Annotated in this window: 15 protein-coding genes and 1 pseudogene; 11 read left to right on the top strand and 5 right to left on the bottom strand. The window is 41.0% G+C overall.

Going from position 1 to position 19755, the window contains the following annotated elements; translation table 11 throughout:
• Window positions 1–571, top strand: a pseudogene (locus tag VK664_RS19900) (F0F1 ATP synthase subunit alpha); the annotation flags it as partial.
• A gap of 495 nt (window positions 572–1066) precedes the next feature.
• Complete coding sequence (locus tag VK664_RS19895; RefSeq protein WP_461400451.1) at window positions 1067–1660, top strand: hypothetical protein; 594 nt, start codon at window positions 1067–1069, stop codon at window positions 1658–1660.
• A gap of 320 nt (window positions 1661–1980) precedes the next feature.
• On the opposite strand, the gene VK664_RS19890 is transcribed toward VK664_RS19895, so the two are convergent.
• Entirely contained in the window at window positions 1981–4329 is a 2349-nt protein-coding gene (locus VK664_RS19890; protein WP_461400450.1) for a T9SS type A sorting domain-containing protein, read from the bottom strand.
• Window positions 4330–4382: 53 nt separating this feature from the next.
• The gene (locus VK664_RS19885; RefSeq protein WP_461400449.1) at window positions 4383–6836 is read right to left on the bottom strand and encodes a M14 family zinc carboxypeptidase; all 2454 of its coding nucleotides are present in this window, start codon (window positions 6834–6836) and stop codon (window positions 4383–4385) included.
• Between the two features lie 372 nt (window positions 6837–7208).
• Between VK664_RS19885 and VK664_RS19880 the strand changes: the two genes are divergently transcribed.
• The 6 genes from VK664_RS19880 to VK664_RS19855 all read left to right on the top strand — a co-directional run bounded on the left by VK664_RS19880 (window position 7209) and on the right by VK664_RS19855 (window position 12234).
• Window positions 7209–9482, top strand: coding sequence for a TonB-dependent receptor (locus tag VK664_RS19880; RefSeq protein WP_461400448.1), 2274 nt, complete (start codon window positions 7209–7211; stop codon window positions 9480–9482).
• Window positions 9483–9523: 41 nt separating this feature from the next.
• The gene (locus VK664_RS19875) at window positions 9524–9814 is read left to right on the top strand and encodes a 2TM domain-containing protein (protein ID WP_461400447.1); all 291 of its coding nucleotides are present in this window, start codon (window positions 9524–9526) and stop codon (window positions 9812–9814) included.
• Between the two features lie 114 nt (window positions 9815–9928).
• Window positions 9929–10573, top strand: a complete 645-nt coding sequence (locus tag VK664_RS19870; protein WP_461400446.1) for a hypothetical protein — start codon at window positions 9929–9931, stop codon at window positions 10571–10573.
• Between the two features lie 142 nt (window positions 10574–10715).
• Entirely contained in the window at window positions 10716–11318 is a 603-nt protein-coding gene (locus VK664_RS19865; protein ID WP_461400445.1) for a hypothetical protein, read from the top strand.
• A 12-nt stretch (window positions 11319–11330) separates the two neighbouring features.
• Window positions 11331–11930, top strand: coding sequence for a hypothetical protein (locus VK664_RS19860; RefSeq protein ID WP_461400444.1), 600 nt, complete (start codon window positions 11331–11333; stop codon window positions 11928–11930).
• A 10-nt stretch (window positions 11931–11940) separates the two neighbouring features.
• Window positions 11941–12234 carry a winged helix-turn-helix domain-containing protein gene (locus VK664_RS19855; RefSeq protein ID WP_461400443.1) on the top strand — a complete coding sequence of 98 codons (294 nt, stop codon included), beginning with the start codon at window positions 11941–11943 and terminating at the stop codon, window positions 12232–12234.
• Between the two features lie 119 nt (window positions 12235–12353).
• Here the strand turns inward: VK664_RS19855 and VK664_RS19850 are convergent, their stop codons facing one another.
• A complete protein-coding gene (locus tag VK664_RS19850; RefSeq protein WP_461400442.1) occupies window positions 12354–13817 on the bottom strand; it encodes an Ig-like domain-containing protein in 1464 nt (487 codons plus the stop codon).
• A gap of 415 nt (window positions 13818–14232) precedes the next feature.
• Here VK664_RS19850 and VK664_RS19845 point away from each other — a divergent pair, with 415 nt between their 5' ends.
• Both VK664_RS19845 and VK664_RS19840 read left to right on the top strand, forming a co-directional pair.
• Window positions 14233–15168: an ABC transporter ATP-binding protein gene (locus VK664_RS19845; protein ID WP_461400441.1), complete on the top strand. Its 936-nt coding sequence runs from the start codon at window positions 14233–14235 to the stop codon at window positions 15166–15168.
• Entirely contained in the window at window positions 15146–15985 is an 840-nt protein-coding gene (locus VK664_RS19840; protein WP_461400440.1) for an ABC transporter permease, read from the top strand. Before VK664_RS19845 ends, VK664_RS19840 begins: the two co-directional genes overlap by 23 nt.
• Before the next feature lie 297 nt (window positions 15986–16282).
• On the opposite strand, the gene VK664_RS19835 is transcribed toward VK664_RS19840, so the two are convergent.
• Together VK664_RS19835 and VK664_RS19830 are read right to left on the bottom strand one after the other, a co-directional pair.
• Entirely contained in the window at window positions 16283–17617 is a 1335-nt protein-coding gene (locus tag VK664_RS19835; protein ID WP_461400439.1) for a Gfo/Idh/MocA family protein, read from the bottom strand.
• A gap of 47 nt (window positions 17618–17664) precedes the next feature.
• On the bottom strand, window positions 17665–18624 hold the full coding sequence (locus tag VK664_RS19830) for a formylglycine-generating enzyme family protein (RefSeq protein ID WP_461400438.1): 960 nt from the start codon (window positions 18622–18624) through the stop codon (window positions 17665–17667).
• 132 nt (window positions 18625–18756) lie between these two features.
• Here VK664_RS19830 and VK664_RS19825 point away from each other — a divergent pair, with 132 nt between their 5' ends.
• Window positions 18757–19704, top strand: a complete 948-nt coding sequence (locus VK664_RS19825) for a hydroxypyruvate isomerase family protein (RefSeq protein ID WP_461400437.1) — start codon at window positions 18757–18759, stop codon at window positions 19702–19704.
• The last annotated feature ends 51 nt before the right edge of the window (window positions 19705–19755 follow it).

Raw genomic sequence — 19755 nt, 5'->3', positions numbered from 1 at the left:
ACTCACAGCTCTTCCTATTATTGAAACACAGGCTGGTGACGTATCTGCATATATCCCTACAAACGTGATCTCGATCACTGATGGTCAGATCTTCCTTGAGTCAAACCTTTTTAATGCCGGTATCCGTCCTGCGATCAACGTAGGTATCTCGGTTAGCCGTGTGGGTGGTAATGCTCAGATTAAATCGATGAAGAAGGTAGCCGGTACCTTGAAGCTCGATCAGGCTCTTTACCGGGAAATGGAGGCATTCTCCAAGTTCGGTGGTGATCTTGATGCTGCAACAAAAGTTGTACTTGACAAAGGTGCCCGTAACGTGGAAGTGTTGAAACAGCTTCAGTACTCTCCCGTAGCAGTTGAAAAACAGGTTGCTATCATTTATCTTGGTACCCAGGGATTGCTGCGTGAAGTAGCGGTTCGTAAGGTTAAGCAATTTGAAGAGCATTTTCTCCTTGAGATGGAAAACAAGTATCCTGAAATACTTGCTGAATTTAAAAAAGGTAATCTTCCTGAAGATGGTCTTAAGAAAATGGTTGAACTTGCTAATGGCATCATTCCTCAATACAAGGCTTAAGCTGTTCCTCATAATATAATGAAACCTCCTTCGGGAGGTTTTTTTGTGCCCGGTCAATTTTTAGCCTTTTCATTTTTAGCCTTTTTCATTTTATAGCATTGTCACTTTTAAACATTGTTACCTTTTAGATTTTCCACTTTTTAGCCTTCATATTTTTTAGCCTTTTCATTTTATAGCTGGTTAAACGTTGATTTCCCTTATAATAGACATTTATTGGCCAGATTTGCACATTTATCCTACTGATTCATAACATGTTGAATTGAGTGCTAAATGTTTTTTGAATTTTTTTTTATCTCCCTATTGCATTATCAGAATTTTGTCTCTTTATTTGTAGCACGATCAAACGCTGATCGTTTCTGATCTCCAATCCTTCTTAAGACCGTACCCTAATTATCCTCCGAATTCCGTTTTCCATTTCCTCCGAAAATAACCGCTGTTGTTTCCAATTTCCTATGGGCCCCCAACACGTATTCCCGATCCCTAAAATAAAAATAAATGAAAACGTACCAACGCCCAGGCACTAGTAATTCCGTAGTATCAACACTTAAAAAGATCATTCTTCCAGTATTTATTATCATCATTTCTTTACCGGCTTTTTCGCAGGAGCTTGCGATTGTTAAATCCAGCTACCAGCATATTGCTTCCCTTACTACATGGAGCGAAACAATCAAAACAAATGAAGGTGGTGCAGCGAACTGGATTAATCTTTCACGCAACAATGGTTATGCGCAGAAGATCACCACTGAAAAAAACATGGAAATAATTGAGAACTCATTCAAGACTTGTCTTGACAATCGCAGGGCAGTGATCAACTGGACCTCTTACCAGGATCTGAATACCAACTTTTATGTGATAGAAAGAAGTGTGAATGGTCAACCATTCAAAGAAGTAGCACAGATATTTACTTCTCCTGATTCTACTGCGAAATTCGACTACCAGTATTTTGATAAACTTCAGGAAGATATTAAAGGCACTATCTATTACAGGATTAAAATCATTGATGCCAACGACCAACCGGTTTACACACCAGCTCAACTTGCCTCTTCAAATAAGACTTACGAAAATTTATTAGTATCACTTAAAAGCTAATCTATCGAATCCAGCTCTACTCTAATCGCTTATTACGCATGAATTGAAGTTTTGTAGCAAATGATATTTAAAGTTTTATTTTAAAGGGTACGATCAACAACGGCCCGGTTTTTCTAAGCTGGGCCTTATTTTCCTCTCATATTCTTCAAAGGAATAGACGAAAGGTAGAAACCAGATAAGTGTTGATCGTAATTCATATCATAAGACAATCGTACCAGGTATCATCTCAATCATTGTTGTATAAGAACATTAAACGTTTTATTTTAAAGGGTACGATCAACAACGGCCTGGCTTTTCTAAGCCGGGCCTTAATTTTTTAGTTATTGTTTGATCAGCTTTTGGTTTAATATTTTTTCGTTCCCGCTAAACACCTCAATGATATAAATACCATTTCCTGTTCTGCCTGGTACTTCCAGTTTCACGGTATGATTTCCCTTTGTTAACGATTGCTTATTCTCAACTATCGTTCTTCCCTGGAAATCGGCAAGCCTGATGGTTACCTTATCCGAAGTTTTCAATTGCAGATCAATTTTAAGATCCCTGATAAAGGGATTAGGAAGCACGTTTACGACAGGCCGGGTACTTGTAGTTAACCTGATAACCTGAGAATATGTATACAGACCGTTTATGCCAATCAATTTCAACCTGTAAAACCTGGTAGCGCTTTTATTATTATTGTCTGCATAGGCATAGCGGTTTTCATATGAACCATCATTTCTGGCGGCTACAGTTCCGGCATTAATAAAAGTATATCCGTCTTCTGAAAACTCCACTTCATATCGGCTCACTTCCTGGTCTGTTGTTACCGTCCAGGCGAGATTGCTTTGCTCATGATAAATGGTGCCTTTCAATGTAATATGTGATGCAGGCAACACTCCATCAGAATAAAAACATGTCGGGTTTTGACCACCATTCTGGCTGGGATCATCCGAGTTGATAAACATAGTATTACCATTGTCATCCAGTAAGGTTATCCGCGACTGATTGCATACATAGTGTAAAGGATCGATCCTCGCCCGGAAAGTCATTACTACACTGTTCGCAGCACCTGGTTTGATAATACCGGGTTGTTGACCGGTGGAATTGATTAACCGACCGCCAGCTATTGAAAACGGCATAGCACCGGCAACATCGGGTATCGTTACGCCGTTAACTTTAGTACTTCCTGCTATATAATTTGTTGACATAGGAATTCCATCGTATAACTTAACTCCTGCAGCATTGATATTCCCGGTGTTTGATACTTCAATGCGGTATTCAATTGTATCGCCACCAACTACAAATGGTCTGCCGTTGATATTGCTATAAGTTTTGTTAGCCGTAAGGGCAGGAGCCAGAACCGGGAAAGCGCAACTGGTATAATCACCATTGGTCCATACGTTGGTTGTGCTGCCACCCGTGATTGAAGAAGCACCCATGGTGGCCAGGTTCACTGTATATACATTCTGATAAGCACCACCGATGTACACATTTCCTGATGCATCAACTGCAATTGAATTTGAAGTTCCCGGGAAAGGATTTACTGAACCTAAGAAGGTAGCAACTTTTGTATTAGGATTGATTTTATATAAATTACTTGAGTTTGCAACCAGGTAAAGATTACCTGAACCGTCGCCAAAAATGTCTCCACCTTTTTCGTTGAGAATATCCATGGTGCCATTAGATGGTGCATTTAGTAAAGCACCCATCCTGGTGATTATCGGAAGTCCTGAACTATTCATTGAAAACCTGATGATATCTCTGCCATTTTCAGTGATTGCATATCCAAATCCATCCGAAGCAAAGGACATACGATTTACATTATAACCTGAACCGGTAATGGTTTCGACAGGGTAGCCGATAAATCTTTTTGCAACAACCGGGGTTGTATTAAGGTCAACAAAACAAAGATCCTCAGGTGCTGCACTATTGTTATTTACAAAATATATCCTGTTTGTTGCTTTGTCGTATGCGATAGCCGAAGCATATAATAACACAGATCCGGCCGAAAGCGATGCACCTGTTACTGCATTGAAACAGAGACCTGTGGCTCCGTTATATATTGTGGAACTTGCAGTACCATTCGCTGTATTCAACAATTTAATATAACGGTAAGGCCTGTTCGAAGGTGCCTGGGGAAATCCGTCAACGGTACTCGAAGTAGACTGATAAACCATAGAACAAGTGGGATCTGCCGATAAATTTGTAAAGACTGTATTGGTGTTTTGCACTACAGAATTGGATTGGTATAATGATTCCACAATGGCGGAGTTCCTGATATTTCCACCATTTGCCGTGACCCTAACCCTGAATTTTATTACAGCAGTAACATTTGGTCTTAATACTCCCGACGTTGCGCCGGGCGATTGTATGGTGCCACCTGAACCAGTAAAAGGCATCGATCCCGATATGTCTGCAACTGAAATCCCGTTGAGGCTGGTACTACCGGCCACATAGGCCGAACCTGCAGGAATATTATCCATCATTTTCGAAACAGTAAGATTCTGCGTCGAAAGATTTCTGACGTTTATTGTATATTCCAGGATATGAGTCTGGGCTGCCATGTTACCCGGAGTTCCGGTTGTAATGTTATCTACCGTCTTGCTGAGGTCAAGCGTCTGGGCCCCGACGATATTTGTAATTACCACCAAAAGAACTGAAAGTAATGTTGAGGTAAAATTTGGTTTCATAAGCGTTGGATATAAAATGTTTTCATAGATTGGATCAGGAGTGAAACAAACTGTTATTGTTTCAATATTTTAAATACCGATCTTTCGCCGGTTTCCTGGCAACTGACCGTAATTATATATAGCTGATTTTTCAGGCCCGACATATCAATAGATTTATCAGTACTTCCACAGACCTGTGTTTTTATTGTCTTTAACCTTACACCGGTTACGGTTGAAACGGTTACGAAGTAATTTGCAGGAGCAGATGAATTCAGGTGCACTTTCAATTGTTCCGTAACAGGGTTCGGGTAAACGCTTAAGTTGGTTGCAAGGTTTTTAACATCGTGTTTAACGGTGACTGGTGCTTTCGTATCAAGCACAATGGCAGGTGATTTTACGATCTCGATATTGTCGATATAAAATCCGTCGTCATTGTTGCTGGCATTCGATGAAAATGCGAATCTCAATCCTACCGCTGTTAACCCGACATAATCCTGCAGATCAATCGTTTCTCTTGTCCAGTTTTCGCGGATCCCGGTAAGAGCCGGCGCGGTATTTTCAGCAATGGTTTGCCGGCCACAGATGGCCGAAAAAGATGCACCGGTACCGGGACCAGTTGGTGAGATCTGGATCTGTAATTTATCCGAACCATTCTGTGCACGATGCCTCACCCAAAAGGACAAATATGCAGCAGAGGCATCACTAAGATTTATCGGCTGATTATAGGTAGCACTGGTATTTGCTGATGATCCATAATTTGAAGCAGGGGATTCACTAAGCGACCTGTTGCCCTGGAACGCCGCAACTGATGATGCACCCCAGGAACCAGTGAATGTCCAGTTCGACAATGAACCTTCAACATCTTCATTCAGCAGGCTTATTGGTTGATAGATTTTTTCAATCGTATCATTCAACAGTATTCCGCCAGCATTGACCTGGTAAATAAACCTGATCTTATCACCGGCAGAGATGCCGCTTGAAAGATTATAACTTATCTGACCATGTATTGTATCACCATAGGTAGTTAGTCCGCCATTAACAAATGCCGGGCCGTTAAGTTGTATATTCTGAAGTGGAATCAGGTTGACCGAAACAGGGCCGGTGCTGATTCCAATTCTTAATAAGCTGAATGTAAAATTTCCAGTGGTTGCACTGATGGCGAGCTTATCGCGATCCTGGATTTCATAATAAGCACCCGCCAAATATGCCATCTGGAGGTTGGCAAAAAACATTGATTTTGCAATTGGTAAAATGTTGGCGGAAGAGGGCCAGAAACCCATCGCAGAAGGCCCTATCTCTACCGTGTAGCCATAAGTCTTCTGTTTATTGCCAACGCCAATATCGCCAGCCATATAATAGTCACGGGAATTACCGACTGCATAATAGTTAACTGTTGCCATTCCATCCCCGGCGAAATACCCATTGTATCTTACCATTAACGCTGATGCATATTTGTAAAATTTATTGTCAGCAGTTGTAAAGGAATGGTTTGCAGGAACACCATAAGGAGTTACATAATAATTGCCATATGCATGGTGATCGATTACCATTTTAAGATGCCTCGCCTGCGCGAACTGGCGGATTGCCTGTGTTTCGGGCTCAGAAAATGCCGATGGGCCGATATAGGAATCGCTTGCGGGGTCCGTCGAAATATTTATGTTTGGACCTGATACACCCCAATCAACATTATAATTTCTGTTCAGATCAACTCCATAACGGCCGCTGCCATTATTCCTCCTGTTTTTTCGCCACATTCCACCACCTCCTGGTGTATTCGTTTCATTATAAACATAGCCATCCGGGTTAACGCAAGGCATAAAAAATAACTCACGGTTATCAACAAGCGCCGAAATACTTTGGTCAGTTGAATAGTTCTCAACCAGGTATTGCATAAAGAAAAACAGATTCATCATGCTCATTCCTTCCCTTGCATGGTGCAGACCGGTATATAAAACTTCAGCCTCATTTTCATTAACAGTAACGTTATCGGAGATCTTCACAACTATAATTGGCCGGCCGCCTGCAGTTGTTTGCGGGAGGATAATTTTCTGAACCAGTGATGGAAAATGATTAACAAGAGAGTCAATTCTCGCCTGCATTTCACTAAACCTGTAATAGCCACCATATGTACCGGGAATAAAACCGGCAGGAGTAGATATATTGGCAAGATTTGAAGCGCAGGAATTTTCGAAGTGAAGCTTACCTTTTTGCATCAGCATTTCCGGGCTGTGTTCATCTCTTATATTGTTTTGTTGAAAAAGCGCAATTTCATCTTCTACAATCACTTCATAACGGATACCAGCCTGTTTCAACTTCAGAATGTCGCTTTCATGTAGTGTAGAAGTGAATGTGCCTGCGGATTTATTATAGTCTCCATGATCAAGGTCCAAATCCAGGCCTAGCAGGTTCTGCATACCGGTCGGGGGAATTGAAATTTTCACCCTTGAATATTTTGTCTGACCAATCAGTACCTGTGATGTAAGGATCATCACGACTGGAAAACACGCCTTGATAGTTTTCGATAACATAGGGTTGGATTGGTTAAGGGACTAAGCAAATGTTAGGTACGGCGATAATCTGGTTCTGTCAAGGTAGTTTTGACATCCCCAATCCGGCTGATTCATTCGTAATTACACTTCGAAAACTTATTACGATTTTTTCCAGAATACCTTGTTACTTATTCATTTACAACGTATTGCAAACAGGTGAAAAATACCATTGGCTTTTTTGAACTTCAAATATGGGGGCAGATAAATACGGTCGGGGGGGTAGAAACCTCAGATCTTCGTAGAGGGAAATTATTAGTTGGAAGCTGAGAAACCAGAAAAAATCTTCACAATTTATTTGGTTTATATTATAAACTAGTTTAGATTTGGATCAAATTTACATAAATGCGGTCTATGCCAGCACTCATCATAATTCTTTTAGCCTGTCTTTTATCCAGCTTACTTGGTTCTGCTCAAACTCTGATCACGGGGAAGGTTAAGGATTTGAAAGGAAGACCTATAAACGGTGCGAGCATAGCTATCAAAGATTCTTATGATGGCGCCACTTCTGACAGCACCGGGACATATGCTTTCAAAACGTCTGAAACAGGCGGCAAAACTCTTTTAATTACCTCCATTGGCTATAAACTCACTGAAATATCAATCAATATTAATGGTACAACTATTAAAGCCGATGCCGTTTTAAAAGAAGAGCCTAACGAACTGACGGCTGTAGTGATCACTGCGGGCACCTTTGAGGCAAGTGATACCAAAAGAACCACGGTTTTAAATCCAATTGACATAGTAACTACAGCAAGTGCGAACGCAGATATTACCAGTGCGATCCGCACTTTACCCGGGGCACAACAGGTAGGAGAAAACGGTGGGTTGTTTGTGCGTGGAGGAACGGCGGAGGAAACCAAGGTATTTATCGACGGCACTGTTGTAAATAATTTCTTTTTTAGTAGCGTGCCCGATATTGCTCAGCGAGGCCGGTTTTCGCCATTTATATTCAAGGGAACAGTTTTTAGTTCCGGTGGATATTCAGCTTTATATGGCCAGGCATTGTCTTCCGCGCTGATCCTGGAATCCGTAGACCTTGCTGATCAGAGTTCTGCTGACTTTGGTTTGTCAACCGTTGGTGCGAATGCGGGCTATCAACGCTTATCCAAAAAGAAAAATGCAAGCTGGGGCATAAATTATAGTTACACAAACCTTGCAGCTTATTTTGCAGTTGTAAAACAACGGATAGATAATTTCAAAGTACCGGAACTTCATAATGGAGAGGTAAATTTCCGCATTAAAACTTCAAAAACCGGTATCGTCAAGTTTTATGCTTATTTCAACACGACGAACATGGGTCTCCGCAGGTCCGACATTGATTCGACAAACCTAAAAAATGCTTTTGGTCTTAAGAATGCGAATGTGTATACCAATCTTTCATGGAAAGAGAAGCTTGGAACAAAATGGAAAATGAACCTGGGCGCTTCATATTCGGCGAATACAGATAAAATCTACAACCAGTTACAGAACCAGTTAAACGAAAATGTTTATCCGCAGTACGAACCTTATAACGGGAAGTCTTATACCATAGTTGCAGATGGAAGTCTTGCACAAATGAAAGCGGTATTTGAAAGAAGGCTTTATGGGCTGAGTGCTTTGCGGTTCGGAGGCGAATATTTATACTATCGCGATAAATCTGAATTCTCAAATCAGTATGTCACGGGTCTGACTACTAAAGTTGATGACCATTTTAAAGCGGGATTTGCTGAGGTCGATTTTTACCTCACGAATGCACTTGCGGCAAAACTTGGCGGACGTGTTGAGCACTCATCCTTATTGAATAAATCGAATATTGTACCGCGAGCCTCACTGGCATACAGGGTAGGAAACAAAGGACAGGCATCATTGGCTTATGGAATTTTTTATCAGAAACCTGAAAAGGATTATTTCCTCAGGAATATGGCTTATGATGACTTATTATATACAAAGGCAGCTCACTATATAGCCAATTATCAAAAGGTCACCAGTGAACATACTTTCCGGGTTGAAGTTTTTTACAAAAAATACAATGACCTGGTAAAAACCTATTCTTCAAAAGGGACCGCTATTGCTGATAGTATAGGTAACGGTGGGTTTGGCTATGCGCAAGGAATTGAGGTGTTTTGGAGAGACAGGAAAACCATCAAAAATCTGGACTACTGGATCTCGTATTCTTTTCTGGATACAAAACGCGACTATCTGAATTTCCCAAATTCAATGCAGCCAAATTTTGCAGCCAAACATACCGCAAACCTCGTAGTGAAGAAATTCGTTACAAAATGGAAGACCCAATTTAACGGTTCTTATACATATGCCACGGGCCGACCATATTACAACCTGAGATATAACGGTAATGAGGGGAAATTTACAGTAGCGGACCAGGGAAAAACAATTGACTATCACAGCATGAGCGTTAGTATTAACTATCTGCCTAACATCGGTAAAACGAGCTCAAAGACTTTTATAGTATGGGTGTTTTCTCTGAATAACGTGCTTGGAAATAACCAGGTGTTCGGATATAATTATTCGGCTAATGGTAGCCGTAAGGATCCTATTTTACCGACAGCAAGAAGATTTGTATTCCTGGGATGTTTTATAAGTATGGGGGTCGACAGAACGCAGGATGTAATCAACAGTACTTTATAAGGTCAACATTAAATCATCTATTAATCTATAAACCTTAAATTATGTCAAATTATTACGAGCATACACCGCAGGGAAAAGATCCTCATATCTGGGAAATCGCCAGGAGACGCGCGAGCTTTAGATATCATCTTATTTCTTATATACTTGTTATCGGAGCTATGTGGTTGTTCTGGTATTTTACGACTAATAACTATAATTCATATGTATGGCCGGTTTGGCCGACATTAGGATGGGGAATCGGACTTACATTCCATTTTCTCGGCGCATTTGTATTTCCCCATTCAAACACTGTTGAAAGGGAATATGAAAAATTGATTCGAAATAAAAGATAAAAACCAATAAAAGACTGAACCCAATAGAGACAAAATCCAACAAAAGACAGCATTCAATTAGATCAAACCTTAAGCAATCAATAAATATCTCATAAAACTTTTAAAAACAAAAACATGAAAAAAATATTCAGCCTGATTTCAGCTTTTGCAATTATTTTAAGCGTTTCTGCTCAGAACGACAAAATGCTTAAAGCAATGACTGGTCCGGTGAGCGGCTTAGATTCCATACATACCATTGAGGGTTGGACAGCAGCTGCAAACCAGTTTCAAAGAATTGCAGATGCAGAGAAAACGGAGTGGCTTCCATATTATTATGCGGCTCTTAGCAATGTTATGAGCGGGTTGATGACTGGAGGTAACCAGGGCGATAAAACAGATCCTCTTGCTGATAAAGCAGAGGCCCTGATTAATAAAGCGGATGAATTGAAGAAAAACAATGCAGAGATATGGATCGTAAAAAAAATGATTACCAATCTAAGGATGCAGGCGGATCCAATGACCCGTTGGCAAACTTATGTTCCACTAGGTGCGGAAGCGTTAGCCAAAGCGAAGTCAATTGATGCAAACAGCCCAAGAATATTTTTGCTTGAAGGTCAGGATAAGTTTTTCACCCCGGAAGAGTTCGGCGGTAGCAAGGCAGAAGCAAAGAAAATGTTTGAAACAGCCGTGGTAAAATTCAGCGAAGTGAAGCCGGAATCACCTATCCACCCTCAGTGGGGCTTAACCCAGGCTAAGTATTTTATTACACTAGCCAAATAAGTGCATATAATGTGGATTGTCCGTGGTGATATCACCACGGACAATCTTTATTTTGCTTACTATTATTAAATAAGTAAAGTATTAAGTAAGTAAAGTATTAAATAAATAAAGCTGGATTAGTTAGGATAATAACTGATATGTTATGGAAAATGATAAATTAACAAGTGGTGAAGAAAGCCTGGCGATAATTCACGCTATGATCAATAAAGCAAAACACCAGTTTAGCGATAATGGCCATCTTTACCTGTTATGGGGCTGGGTAGTGCTGTTATGCAGCATCACACAATTTGTAATCATTAATTATTTCTATACACCCTACCATTCCCTGGTTTGGTTATTAACCTGGCTAGCCGTAATATACCAGGCATTCTATCTCTACAAACGCAAAAAGCAACAGCGTGTAAAAACATATACGGACGAAATATTAGGAAGCGTGTGGCTGGTGTTTGTGATACTCATGTTTTTATTCGGGGTTATGTTCGCAACCATCCTGGGAAAAGATTACTACCTGTTTATTAATCCGGGGTTCCTGGCAATTTATGGTATGCCGACTTTTTTATCCGGAATTATTTTAAAATTTCGTCCATTGATATTCGGCGGGATCTGCTGTTGGGTGCTTGCAATTTGTGCGGCAATTTCAACACCTGAGTTCCACCTGTTATTCCTGGCTGCAGGTGTAATCATCGCCTGGATAATTCCCGGTTATATAATGAGATCGAAGTTTAAAAAACAGCAATTAGCCTAAACAATAAAGATAATGGAAGAAAAAGATTTATCCGGTGCAGACAGTCTACGTATCATTCAACAGATGATAGGCGCGGCCAGGGATGAGCATCATGAAAAGGGTGATGGGTGGCTGTTTTGGGGCTGGTTGCTTTTTATTGCTTCAACAGGTTCTGTAATATTGTCCTATCTCAATCTGTCTTCATATATAAAATATTTATGGAATGGAGCACTCATTATCGGGCCTTTATTTTTCTTCCTCCGTTATTTCCGGAAAAAGAAAGATAATCCGGTTCGCACTTATGTGCAGGATCTGCTTAATAAGATCCAGGTTGGTTTCTATTTAAGCCTGGTCGTTATTGTAACCAGCGGGTTTTTCAAGGTTGACAATAGTTTTATTTTCGGGTATTATTATATGTTATATGCGTTTTGGATGTATATCCATGGAAGTGCATTGCGTTTTAAACCGCTGATCATTGGTGCATATATTAACTGGGCGGCTGCAATTCTGATATTTGCAATAGAACCTTTTCGTTATGATATGATGATTTCATCGGTTGCGGTGCTCCTGGGTTACCTGGTGCCAGGCTACATGTTGAAGGCGGCTTACAGGAAAAGATTGTTGGTTAAGTGAAAACCTGAAGATGGACTTTAAAGACTTAGATCCCATATTACATTCGCAATTACGTCTTGGCGTTGTATCACTTCTTATTAGCGTTAAGGAGGCGGAATTTACTTTTATAAAAGAGAAGACGAATGCCACGGCCGGAAATTTAAGCGTCCAGGTTAATAAGCTAAAAGAAGCTGGCTACATTGAAGTGATAAAACAATTCAAAGACAATTATCCTCAAACGATTTGCAAAATTCTTCCCGCGGGAATCGCGGCGTTTGAGCAATATGTACTAAATCTGCAGTCATATCTCTCTATAGGTAAATAATAAATCTGTATTCATACCTCTCTATAGAAAAAAAATCTGTAATCATAACTATCAGTAGGTAAATAAAAAAAGCTCCGGATCTGGTCCGAAGCCTTTACTTTATACGCGGTTATTCCTGGTTACTCTTTGAGCAATTTTGCTATCATTCTGTCTTTGCTGTTCACGGTTACTTCAAGGAAGTACATACCCGGGGTTAGTTTGTTAGACCCGTCCATCACGAAGCTGTTCTGACCTTCTTCAACACGCTGGGATTTTCTCATCATTTCATTGCCTTCTGTGTTAACAATTTTCATTACAACATATGAATCCTCATTTAACTGAACATTTACGGAGATATCATTTTTTACAGGGTTAGGCGTAATACTTACCATTCTCAACGATTTTTTATTGAAAACCCTTACAACGAGGATCTTACTGAGAGATGCCTTTTTATCAAGGTTTACCTGCTTCAACCTGTAATAAAGATCATTTTTGTGCACTATGTTGCGACCCACTTTGTCAACAAAGCTATATGCCTGTTTATTTGTTGATACACCCTGGCCTTTCAGTGAACCCGCTGTTATCCAGTTTGCTCCGTCAAAGCTTCTTTCTACTTCAAACCTGTCGCAGTTTTGTTCAAAGTTAGTAACCCATTTGATTTCAACTTTGCCATCTTCCTGGTAAAAACCTTTGAAGTCGTTCAGGCTTTGTGACAATATCTCTTCTTTCACTGATATTATACCAGCTGGAAATTGTATGGTTACTTTGGCATCTTCGGAACAAAGTGGATTATATCCAAGGTCACAAACTTTGTAGGTAAAGGTTGTTGATGATCCGGTAAAGCCGGCACCTGGTATAAATTCGAAGTTGCCTTCTTTATCAATTTTTAATTCACCGTCTTTGGAATTAGTAACTGCATAACTAACTGAAAGATTTTTATCGCTGATGTTGTCGTTTTCCAGCAAATTACCTTTTGCACTTCTGTCTGCTTCTCCAAAGATTATGTCTGCAACAGCAACAGGAGCAGTTTTGCAGCCTGTAGTAAATACCGGTTCTGCATCCAGGTTGAAATTATCGATTGCGATGCGGGTTGAACCTTCATGCCCGGCGTACTTAACCATTAGTTTGTAAGCACCAGCCTCAATTCCATCAAAATTGTTTTGATAATTAAGTACTTTGCCTGCGACAACATTTGAGAATGTGAGTTTGTCAAGTTCTTTGACGACATTACCATTGTAGTCCGTAATAGCTATGGTCAGGAATCTTTCAGAACCTGGAGTAAAAGCAGAGCTGAATTTATAGTCAAACGACAATGTGGTTTTACCGTTAATATTAACCAAAGGCGTGAATATCGCAGTAAATTTCGCGGCATCAGAAGCAATACCTGAAACCATGGCTCCATCACCATCTATACCCGGAGTCCATCCGGCGCGGTTAATCTCGAAATCACGGAATAGCCAGCATTGATCCTGCAGGTATGCCTTGACACGGTGTAGCGAAGCTGTGTTCCTTGAATTAAAATTTTCCTGTGTTCCTGCGTTTGCCCCCATTGATAAAAATGTGCAGGCTACAGCCAGCAGCGAATGAAGCGAAGTTCTTTTCATTAAATGTAAGTTTCAGAGTTAGACAATATGAATTAAGCATGGCCGGTGTACCGGCGGGGCATTCAAAGGAGCAGATACTGTCTTTGTCAGGAACGATCAAGGTTTCAACATAACCCTGGAACTTACATAGTTATTGGACAATAATGTATATATCTAAACCAAACGATTCTTAATCTGTTAATCAAACGGGTTCGGGAATTGGGAGAGGCTTTCGAAAAGATGGTGGCTGATGGTATTGTCTAAGGATTGGGGAGAATGAAACAAATATAATTCGGGGTTCTGGCTTATGCAAGTACCCAATCGAAATTTTATTTTGATCAGCGGCAACTTTAACAAATCGGGGCTATTTTCAGTAAAATTAAAAAGCAAGCTTAGCTGGATAGTCCGACAGAATAATTCAGCAGCATACATATATATGTCCGCAATCATAGAAGTAAGTCATTTAAGTAAGCATTTTCAGGACATCCGGGCAGTTACCGACCTGTCTTTTAGTGTTCAACGGGGTGATGTTTATGGTTTCCTGGGCCAGAATGGTGCTGGTAAATCTACCACTATCCGCATGTTGCTTACATTGATCCGGCCAACCGCAGGTACCATCCGGATATTCGGAAAGGAACTTATGGCCAACCGCCGTGAGATTTTGCAGAAAATCGGGGCAGTCATTGAAAGGCCGGATTTGTATAAATATCTTACAGCCTATGAGAACCTGGCCCTTTTTGCAAAAATGAGCGGGATAAAGCCCCTGAAGAGTAAACTGTTGGACCAGCTTGAGTTGGTAGGTATAAAGGACCGGGCAGATTCCAAAGTAAAAACTTTCTCACAGGGTATGAAACAGCGGCTGGGTATTGCCGTGGCACTTGTTCATGATCCGGAGCTGATCATCCTAGATGAACCAACCAATGGACTTGATCCGCAGGGAATTGCAGATGTACGGAACCTGATACTACACCTTAGCCGGAATCTGGGCAAAACGATCGTTGTATCCTCACACCTTCTTACTGAAATTGAAATGGTGGCCAGCCGGATGCTTATAATCGATAAGGGAAGCCGGAAAGCGGAAGGTAGCGTGGCCGAGCTATTTGACCCCGCAAAGACGCTGGTGGAACTTGAAACTACAAATGCTGCTGAAATAATTGGATTATTGAAATCCGGTCCCTATGCGGCTAACCTGAAAGAGTATTCGGGTTCAAGGATAAGGTTCCAGGTAGATAAGGCCCAAATACCAAAACTCGCTAACTACCTGGTCAGCATTAATACTAATATTGTTTCGCTCCAGGCAAAGCATTCACTGGAAGACTATTTCTTATCACTAACAACCGCTAATCAGCATGTGGACGCTTTTGCAAATTGAGCTATTCAAAATATTCAAAAGGCCCAGAACTTATATTTCATTTGGGGCAATTGCGGCAATCGTGGTATTGATACAGCTGGCATTTTACGCGGATGGCGAAACCTATGTGCAGTTTATGTTGCAGGGGCTTAATAATACTTTTGATATCGATGGCCAGATCCTGAACGGTTATCTTATTTGTTTTGTGATTTTACAAACGCTGCTGATTCACGTGCCACTCTTAATTGCATTGATAGGAGGTGACATGATAGCCGGGGAAGCAAACCTGGGTACATTAAGATTATTGCTGAGTAAACCGATTAGCAGGGAAGGAATCATCATGAGTAAGTTTTTAGCAACCATGATTTATACCCTGATGTTATTACTTTGGATGGCGCTGCTTTCCCTGGTTCTGTCCATCCTGATTTTTGGCACCAGTGATCTCATGATTTTTAAGAGTACACAGATCTTTATTCTTGACAAGTCGGATGTAATGTGGCGTTATTTTGCCGCCTTTGCTTTTGCAGCTGTAGCAATGACAACTGTTGCCGCCCTTTCATTTCTCCTTTCTCTTTTTGCCGAAAATTCAATCGGACCCATTGTCTCGACTATGAGTATCGTGATAGTATTTACAATACTCACGACTATGGATCTCCCTCTTTTCAATTCACTGAAACCATTCTTATTTACTTCTCATATGCTGGGCTGGAAAGGATTCTTTGATGACCCGGTAAATTATCCAAGTGTGCTGAGATCCGCCGTGATACTGCTATTGCATATCGTTGTTTTTGTCACAGCTTCCATCGTAATATTCAAACGGAAAGACATTCTTTCATAACTATTCTTGAGTTATATGGAAAGCCACTTTTGGAGTTATGAGTTATGAGTGATGAGTGATGAGTTAGTGCAGAGTTGTTTAGTGCGGTTCATTTCAGAATTTCACACTCACCACTTACCACTTACCGCTCATGTCTTGCTTAATGTCTTGGTTAAAACGCTTGAGTGCCAGCTTAAAATAAAAAACATCGGGTTTTGTAGCCCGATGTTTTTGTCAACAATCAAATAATATCCTTTCGAATGTATTCTTGCGAGTAGTTTTTTTTAAATAATGTTCTACTGAGATTTAATCCATTTGTTATGCAAACTTGGTTTTGCCAGGTATAGCAACCAGGTATTGCCCCTCACTGTCTGGAACGGTCTTTGGCATTGCATCCCATGCATATTTGTCGGGCTGAAGGTTGATGCCGGAATTAATTGCCTTATCCCATTCAACGATGCGTCCGCTATATGTGGCCATTCTTCCGAGGATCGATGTCATGGTACTTTTTGCGCCATTTTCAGCATCAGCAAATTTATATTCACCTTTAGCTAAAGCAGCAAAAAGTTCATCGTGTTCAGACTGATATGCGTCGTTTTCTGTTTTCTTATCAAACTGGTAAAGCACTTTGCCTTTAAGGTCTTTGATATTTGCATCCCCGGCCCTGATGATTCCCTTTGTACCGGTCAGCAGTTCATCAACCTTACTCATGGTTCCCGGAATATGACGACACTGGCTGTTCAGAATAGATCCATCAGCGTATTGAAACTCAACATAGTGGTGATCAAAGATCTCACCATAATCTTTTCCCTTACGAACCTCACGGCCACCCATACCCTGCGCTTTAACGGGATATGAACCTTTGAACCAGTTTATCACATCAATATTGTGTATATGTTGTTCTGTGATATGATCACCACAAAGCCAGTTAAAATAATACCAGTTTCTCATCTGGTATTCCATTTCAGTCTGCTCGGGCTGACGTTTCTTAACCCAGACTCCATCATTGTTCCACCATGCCTGTGCTGATGTGATGTCCCCGATCATTTCTTTACGCTTAAACAGTTCGCGGTATGAATTCTGGTAATGGCGTTGCAGGCCAACAACTACGTTGAGTTTTTTGTCTTTTGCGAGCTTGGCAACTTCAAGCACCTTCTGGATACCGGCCGGATCAGTAGCTACCGGCTTTTCCATGAATACATGTTTGTTTTGTTTTATAGCCTCTTCGAAATGTATTGGACGGAAGCCCGGAGGTGTAGCGAGGATGACAACATCAGCAAGTTTAATAGCTTTTTCATAGCCATCAAAGCCAACAAATTTTCTTTCTTCAGGAACATCAACCTTTGATTTCAGGTTGCCTTTTATTCCTGAATCAGACATGTTTTCTGCTGTGAGTCTTTTGTAACAGCTGTCAAGGCGGTCACGGAAAGCATCAGCCATCGCAACAATCTTTACATTTTGTTTCGATAGTAATGCCTGTGTTGCAGCGCCCGTACCACGGCCACCACAGCCCACCAGGGCAATCTTAATTACATCATCGGAACCTGAAAAATAATTTGCTCCTGACATAAGTGGAGCTGCAATAATACCTCCTGCAAGCAGGGAGGATTGTTTTACAAAATCTCTTCTTGATGGTTTGCTATCGTTGTGCATGTTCTGGTGTTTTGATCTTTAATGATGAAATGAAAGTTGACAGTAAGTTACAAAGAAATATATTGACTATAATAAGCTTCTGCTTCGGCCGGGGAAGGTTGTTTGAGCGGGCTGACCACCCGGAAACCGACGGACATTCCATCTGTAAGCCACCATTTACTTTTTGGAATCTGGGGGTCGCGTTTGTTCCAGGCTGGCTCCGATTTATTACGGGCAGCGCTGCGTGTAGCCACGGGTTGATCCAGGTACCCTCCACCCCTCACGGTTTTCGGATATTTTGTTGATGGCTCTATCCGCGGATTTATGGGTTCTGTTGCTATCTTTTTAAAGTAGTCCGGTGTATATTGGTCCTGGGTCCATTCGCTTACATTTCCAATCATATCAAACAAACCCCAGGCATTTGGCTTTTTCTGGCCTACTTTCTGGTATTTCTCATTACTATTACCTGCAAACCATGCATATTGACCAAGTAATTTAGGGTCATCGCCAAAATACCAGGCCGTATTAGTTCCTGCCCGGCAGGCATATTCCCATTCAGCTTCAGTAGGAAGACGGTAAAATACACCGGTTTTGAGATAGAGCCAATGGCAATACATCATAGCGGTATGCTGTGACATACTATTTGCAGGAAACCCACCTTGTTTACCCATACCCCAGCTTAAATCAATATACTGGGCCGTTGGCCTGGTTACAGCGTCCACATCCTCATTGCGGCTGATATTATCATCGTCAAAAAATACAAGAAATTCATCATGAGTAACTTCATGAATACCCATCCAGAATGCATCAAGGGTGACTTTAGTCTCGGGCCCCTCATCTGGTTTCCGGCCCTTCTCGGTTGCCGGGCTACCCATGGTAAAGCTGCCCTCGGGTATGGGAACTAAATTAAACTTAACAGCAGTGCCCTTAATCGATTGTTCGTACGGTTTAAAATCTGTTGGCTTGACCTGTGCATTTACCAGTGTTGTACTGGTAATAAAGGCAAGCAAAATTCCTGTCTTTTTCACTGAGTTCTTTTTGGAGAGCGACAAGTTAGGAAATAATTGCAGAAAGTAAATTGTTTTAAAACCGATAGCAGGAAATTTATTCATGACCAACAACAGATTGTCACTACATTTAAAGCCTAAAATAAATTTCCGATGGAACGCAGAAAATTTATGCAACAAACGATGCTAGCCGGAGCAGGCTTATTAGGATCAGGAAGCTTGCTCGCCGAAAACAAAATTAATGGCACCCAAAATTCAGAAGGTACAGGGAAACTAACTGCCGAAAAACCTTTTAATCTCAATTATGGCTTTCACCAGGGAATGTTCGAAGCGCATGCCGGCAAAGATTTTATCGACCAGATAAAATGGGCCCATGATATGGGATTCCGGTCTATTGAAGACAATGGTATGATGGGCAGGCCGGTTGAGTTACAAAAAAAGATTGGAGATACCCTTGCCAGCTTAGGGATGAAAATGGGTGTTTTTGTAGTTACCAGCGATCAGTGGCATTGGAAAACCACATTGACTACTGGAAAGCAGGAATGGATTGATAAAATGGTGAAGGATTGCAAACTCGCCATAGAAGTGGGAAAGAGATGTAATGCAAAAGAAGTAACGGTGGTGCCAGGCAACTTCGACAGATCATTATCTATCGAATACCAGACTGCAAATGTTATTAAAGCCCTGCGGATTGGAAGTGATATCCTGGAGCCGGCTGGTCTTATTATGGTGCTTGAAGCGCTTAGCGACAATCCGGATTTATTTCTCCGGCATTCAGATCAGACTTATATGATTTGTAAAGCCGTGGGTAGTCCATCCTGTAAGTTCCTGTTCGACATGTATCATATGCAAAGGAATGAAGGCGATATTATTAAAAATATCGATCGTTGCTGGGAAGAAATAGGCTATTTCCAGATAGGTGATAACCCCGGAAGAAAAGAACCAACAACCGGTGAGATGAATTACAAAAATATTTTTAAGCATATACACGCCAGGGGATGGAAAGGTGTGATGGGAATGGAGCATGGGAATTCGAAACCAGGCAAAGAGGGTGAGCTGGCGCTGATAAAAGCTTATCGGGAATCGGATAGCTTCTTATGAGAGTTATGAGTTATGAGTTATGAGTTATGAGTGATGAGTTATGAGTGGAGT

Source organism: Flavitalea sp., from assembly GCF_035489435.1.
GTDB lineage: Bacteria > Bacteroidota > Bacteroidia > Chitinophagales > Chitinophagaceae > DATHKG01.
This window is presented reverse-complemented; position numbering and strand designations above follow the sequence as displayed.

Coding starts and splice junctions, on each gene's coding strand:
- VK664_RS19860 (WP_461400444.1), top strand. CDS start 11,331: ATGGAAGAAAAAGATTTATCCGGTGCAGACAGTCTACGTATCATTCAA.
- VK664_RS19875 (WP_461400447.1), top strand. CDS start 9,524: ATGTCAAATTATTACGAGCATACACCGCAGGGAAAAGATCCTCATATC.
- VK664_RS19895 (WP_461400451.1), top strand. CDS start 1,067: ATGAAAACGTACCAACGCCCAGGCACTAGTAATTCCGTAGTATCAACA.
- VK664_RS19825 (WP_461400437.1), top strand. CDS start 18,757: ATGGAACGCAGAAAATTTATGCAACAAACGATGCTAGCCGGAGCAGGC.
- VK664_RS19870 (WP_461400446.1), top strand. CDS start 9,929: ATGAAAAAAATATTCAGCCTGATTTCAGCTTTTGCAATTATTTTAAGC.
- VK664_RS19845 (WP_461400441.1), top strand. CDS start 14,233: ATGTCCGCAATCATAGAAGTAAGTCATTTAAGTAAGCATTTTCAGGAC.
- VK664_RS19880 (WP_461400448.1), top strand. CDS start 7,209: ATGCCAGCACTCATCATAATTCTTTTAGCCTGTCTTTTATCCAGCTTA.
- VK664_RS19835 (WP_461400439.1), bottom strand. CDS start 17,617: ATGCACAACGATAGCAAACCATCAAGAAGAGATTTTGTAAAACAATCC.
- VK664_RS19855 (WP_461400443.1), top strand. CDS start 11,941: ATGGACTTTAAAGACTTAGATCCCATATTACATTCGCAATTACGTCTT.
- VK664_RS19890 (WP_461400450.1), bottom strand. CDS start 4,329: ATGAAACCAAATTTTACCTCAACATTACTTTCAGTTCTTTTGGTGGTA.
- VK664_RS19885 (WP_461400449.1), bottom strand. CDS start 6,836: ATGTTATCGAAAACTATCAAGGCGTGTTTTCCAGTCGTGATGATCCTT.
- VK664_RS19850 (WP_461400442.1), bottom strand. CDS start 13,817: ATGAAAAGAACTTCGCTTCATTCGCTGCTGGCTGTAGCCTGCACATTT.
- VK664_RS19865 (WP_461400445.1), top strand. CDS start 10,716: ATGGAAAATGATAAATTAACAAGTGGTGAAGAAAGCCTGGCGATAATT.
- VK664_RS19840 (WP_461400440.1), top strand. CDS start 15,146: ATGTGGACGCTTTTGCAAATTGAGCTATTCAAAATATTCAAAAGGCCC.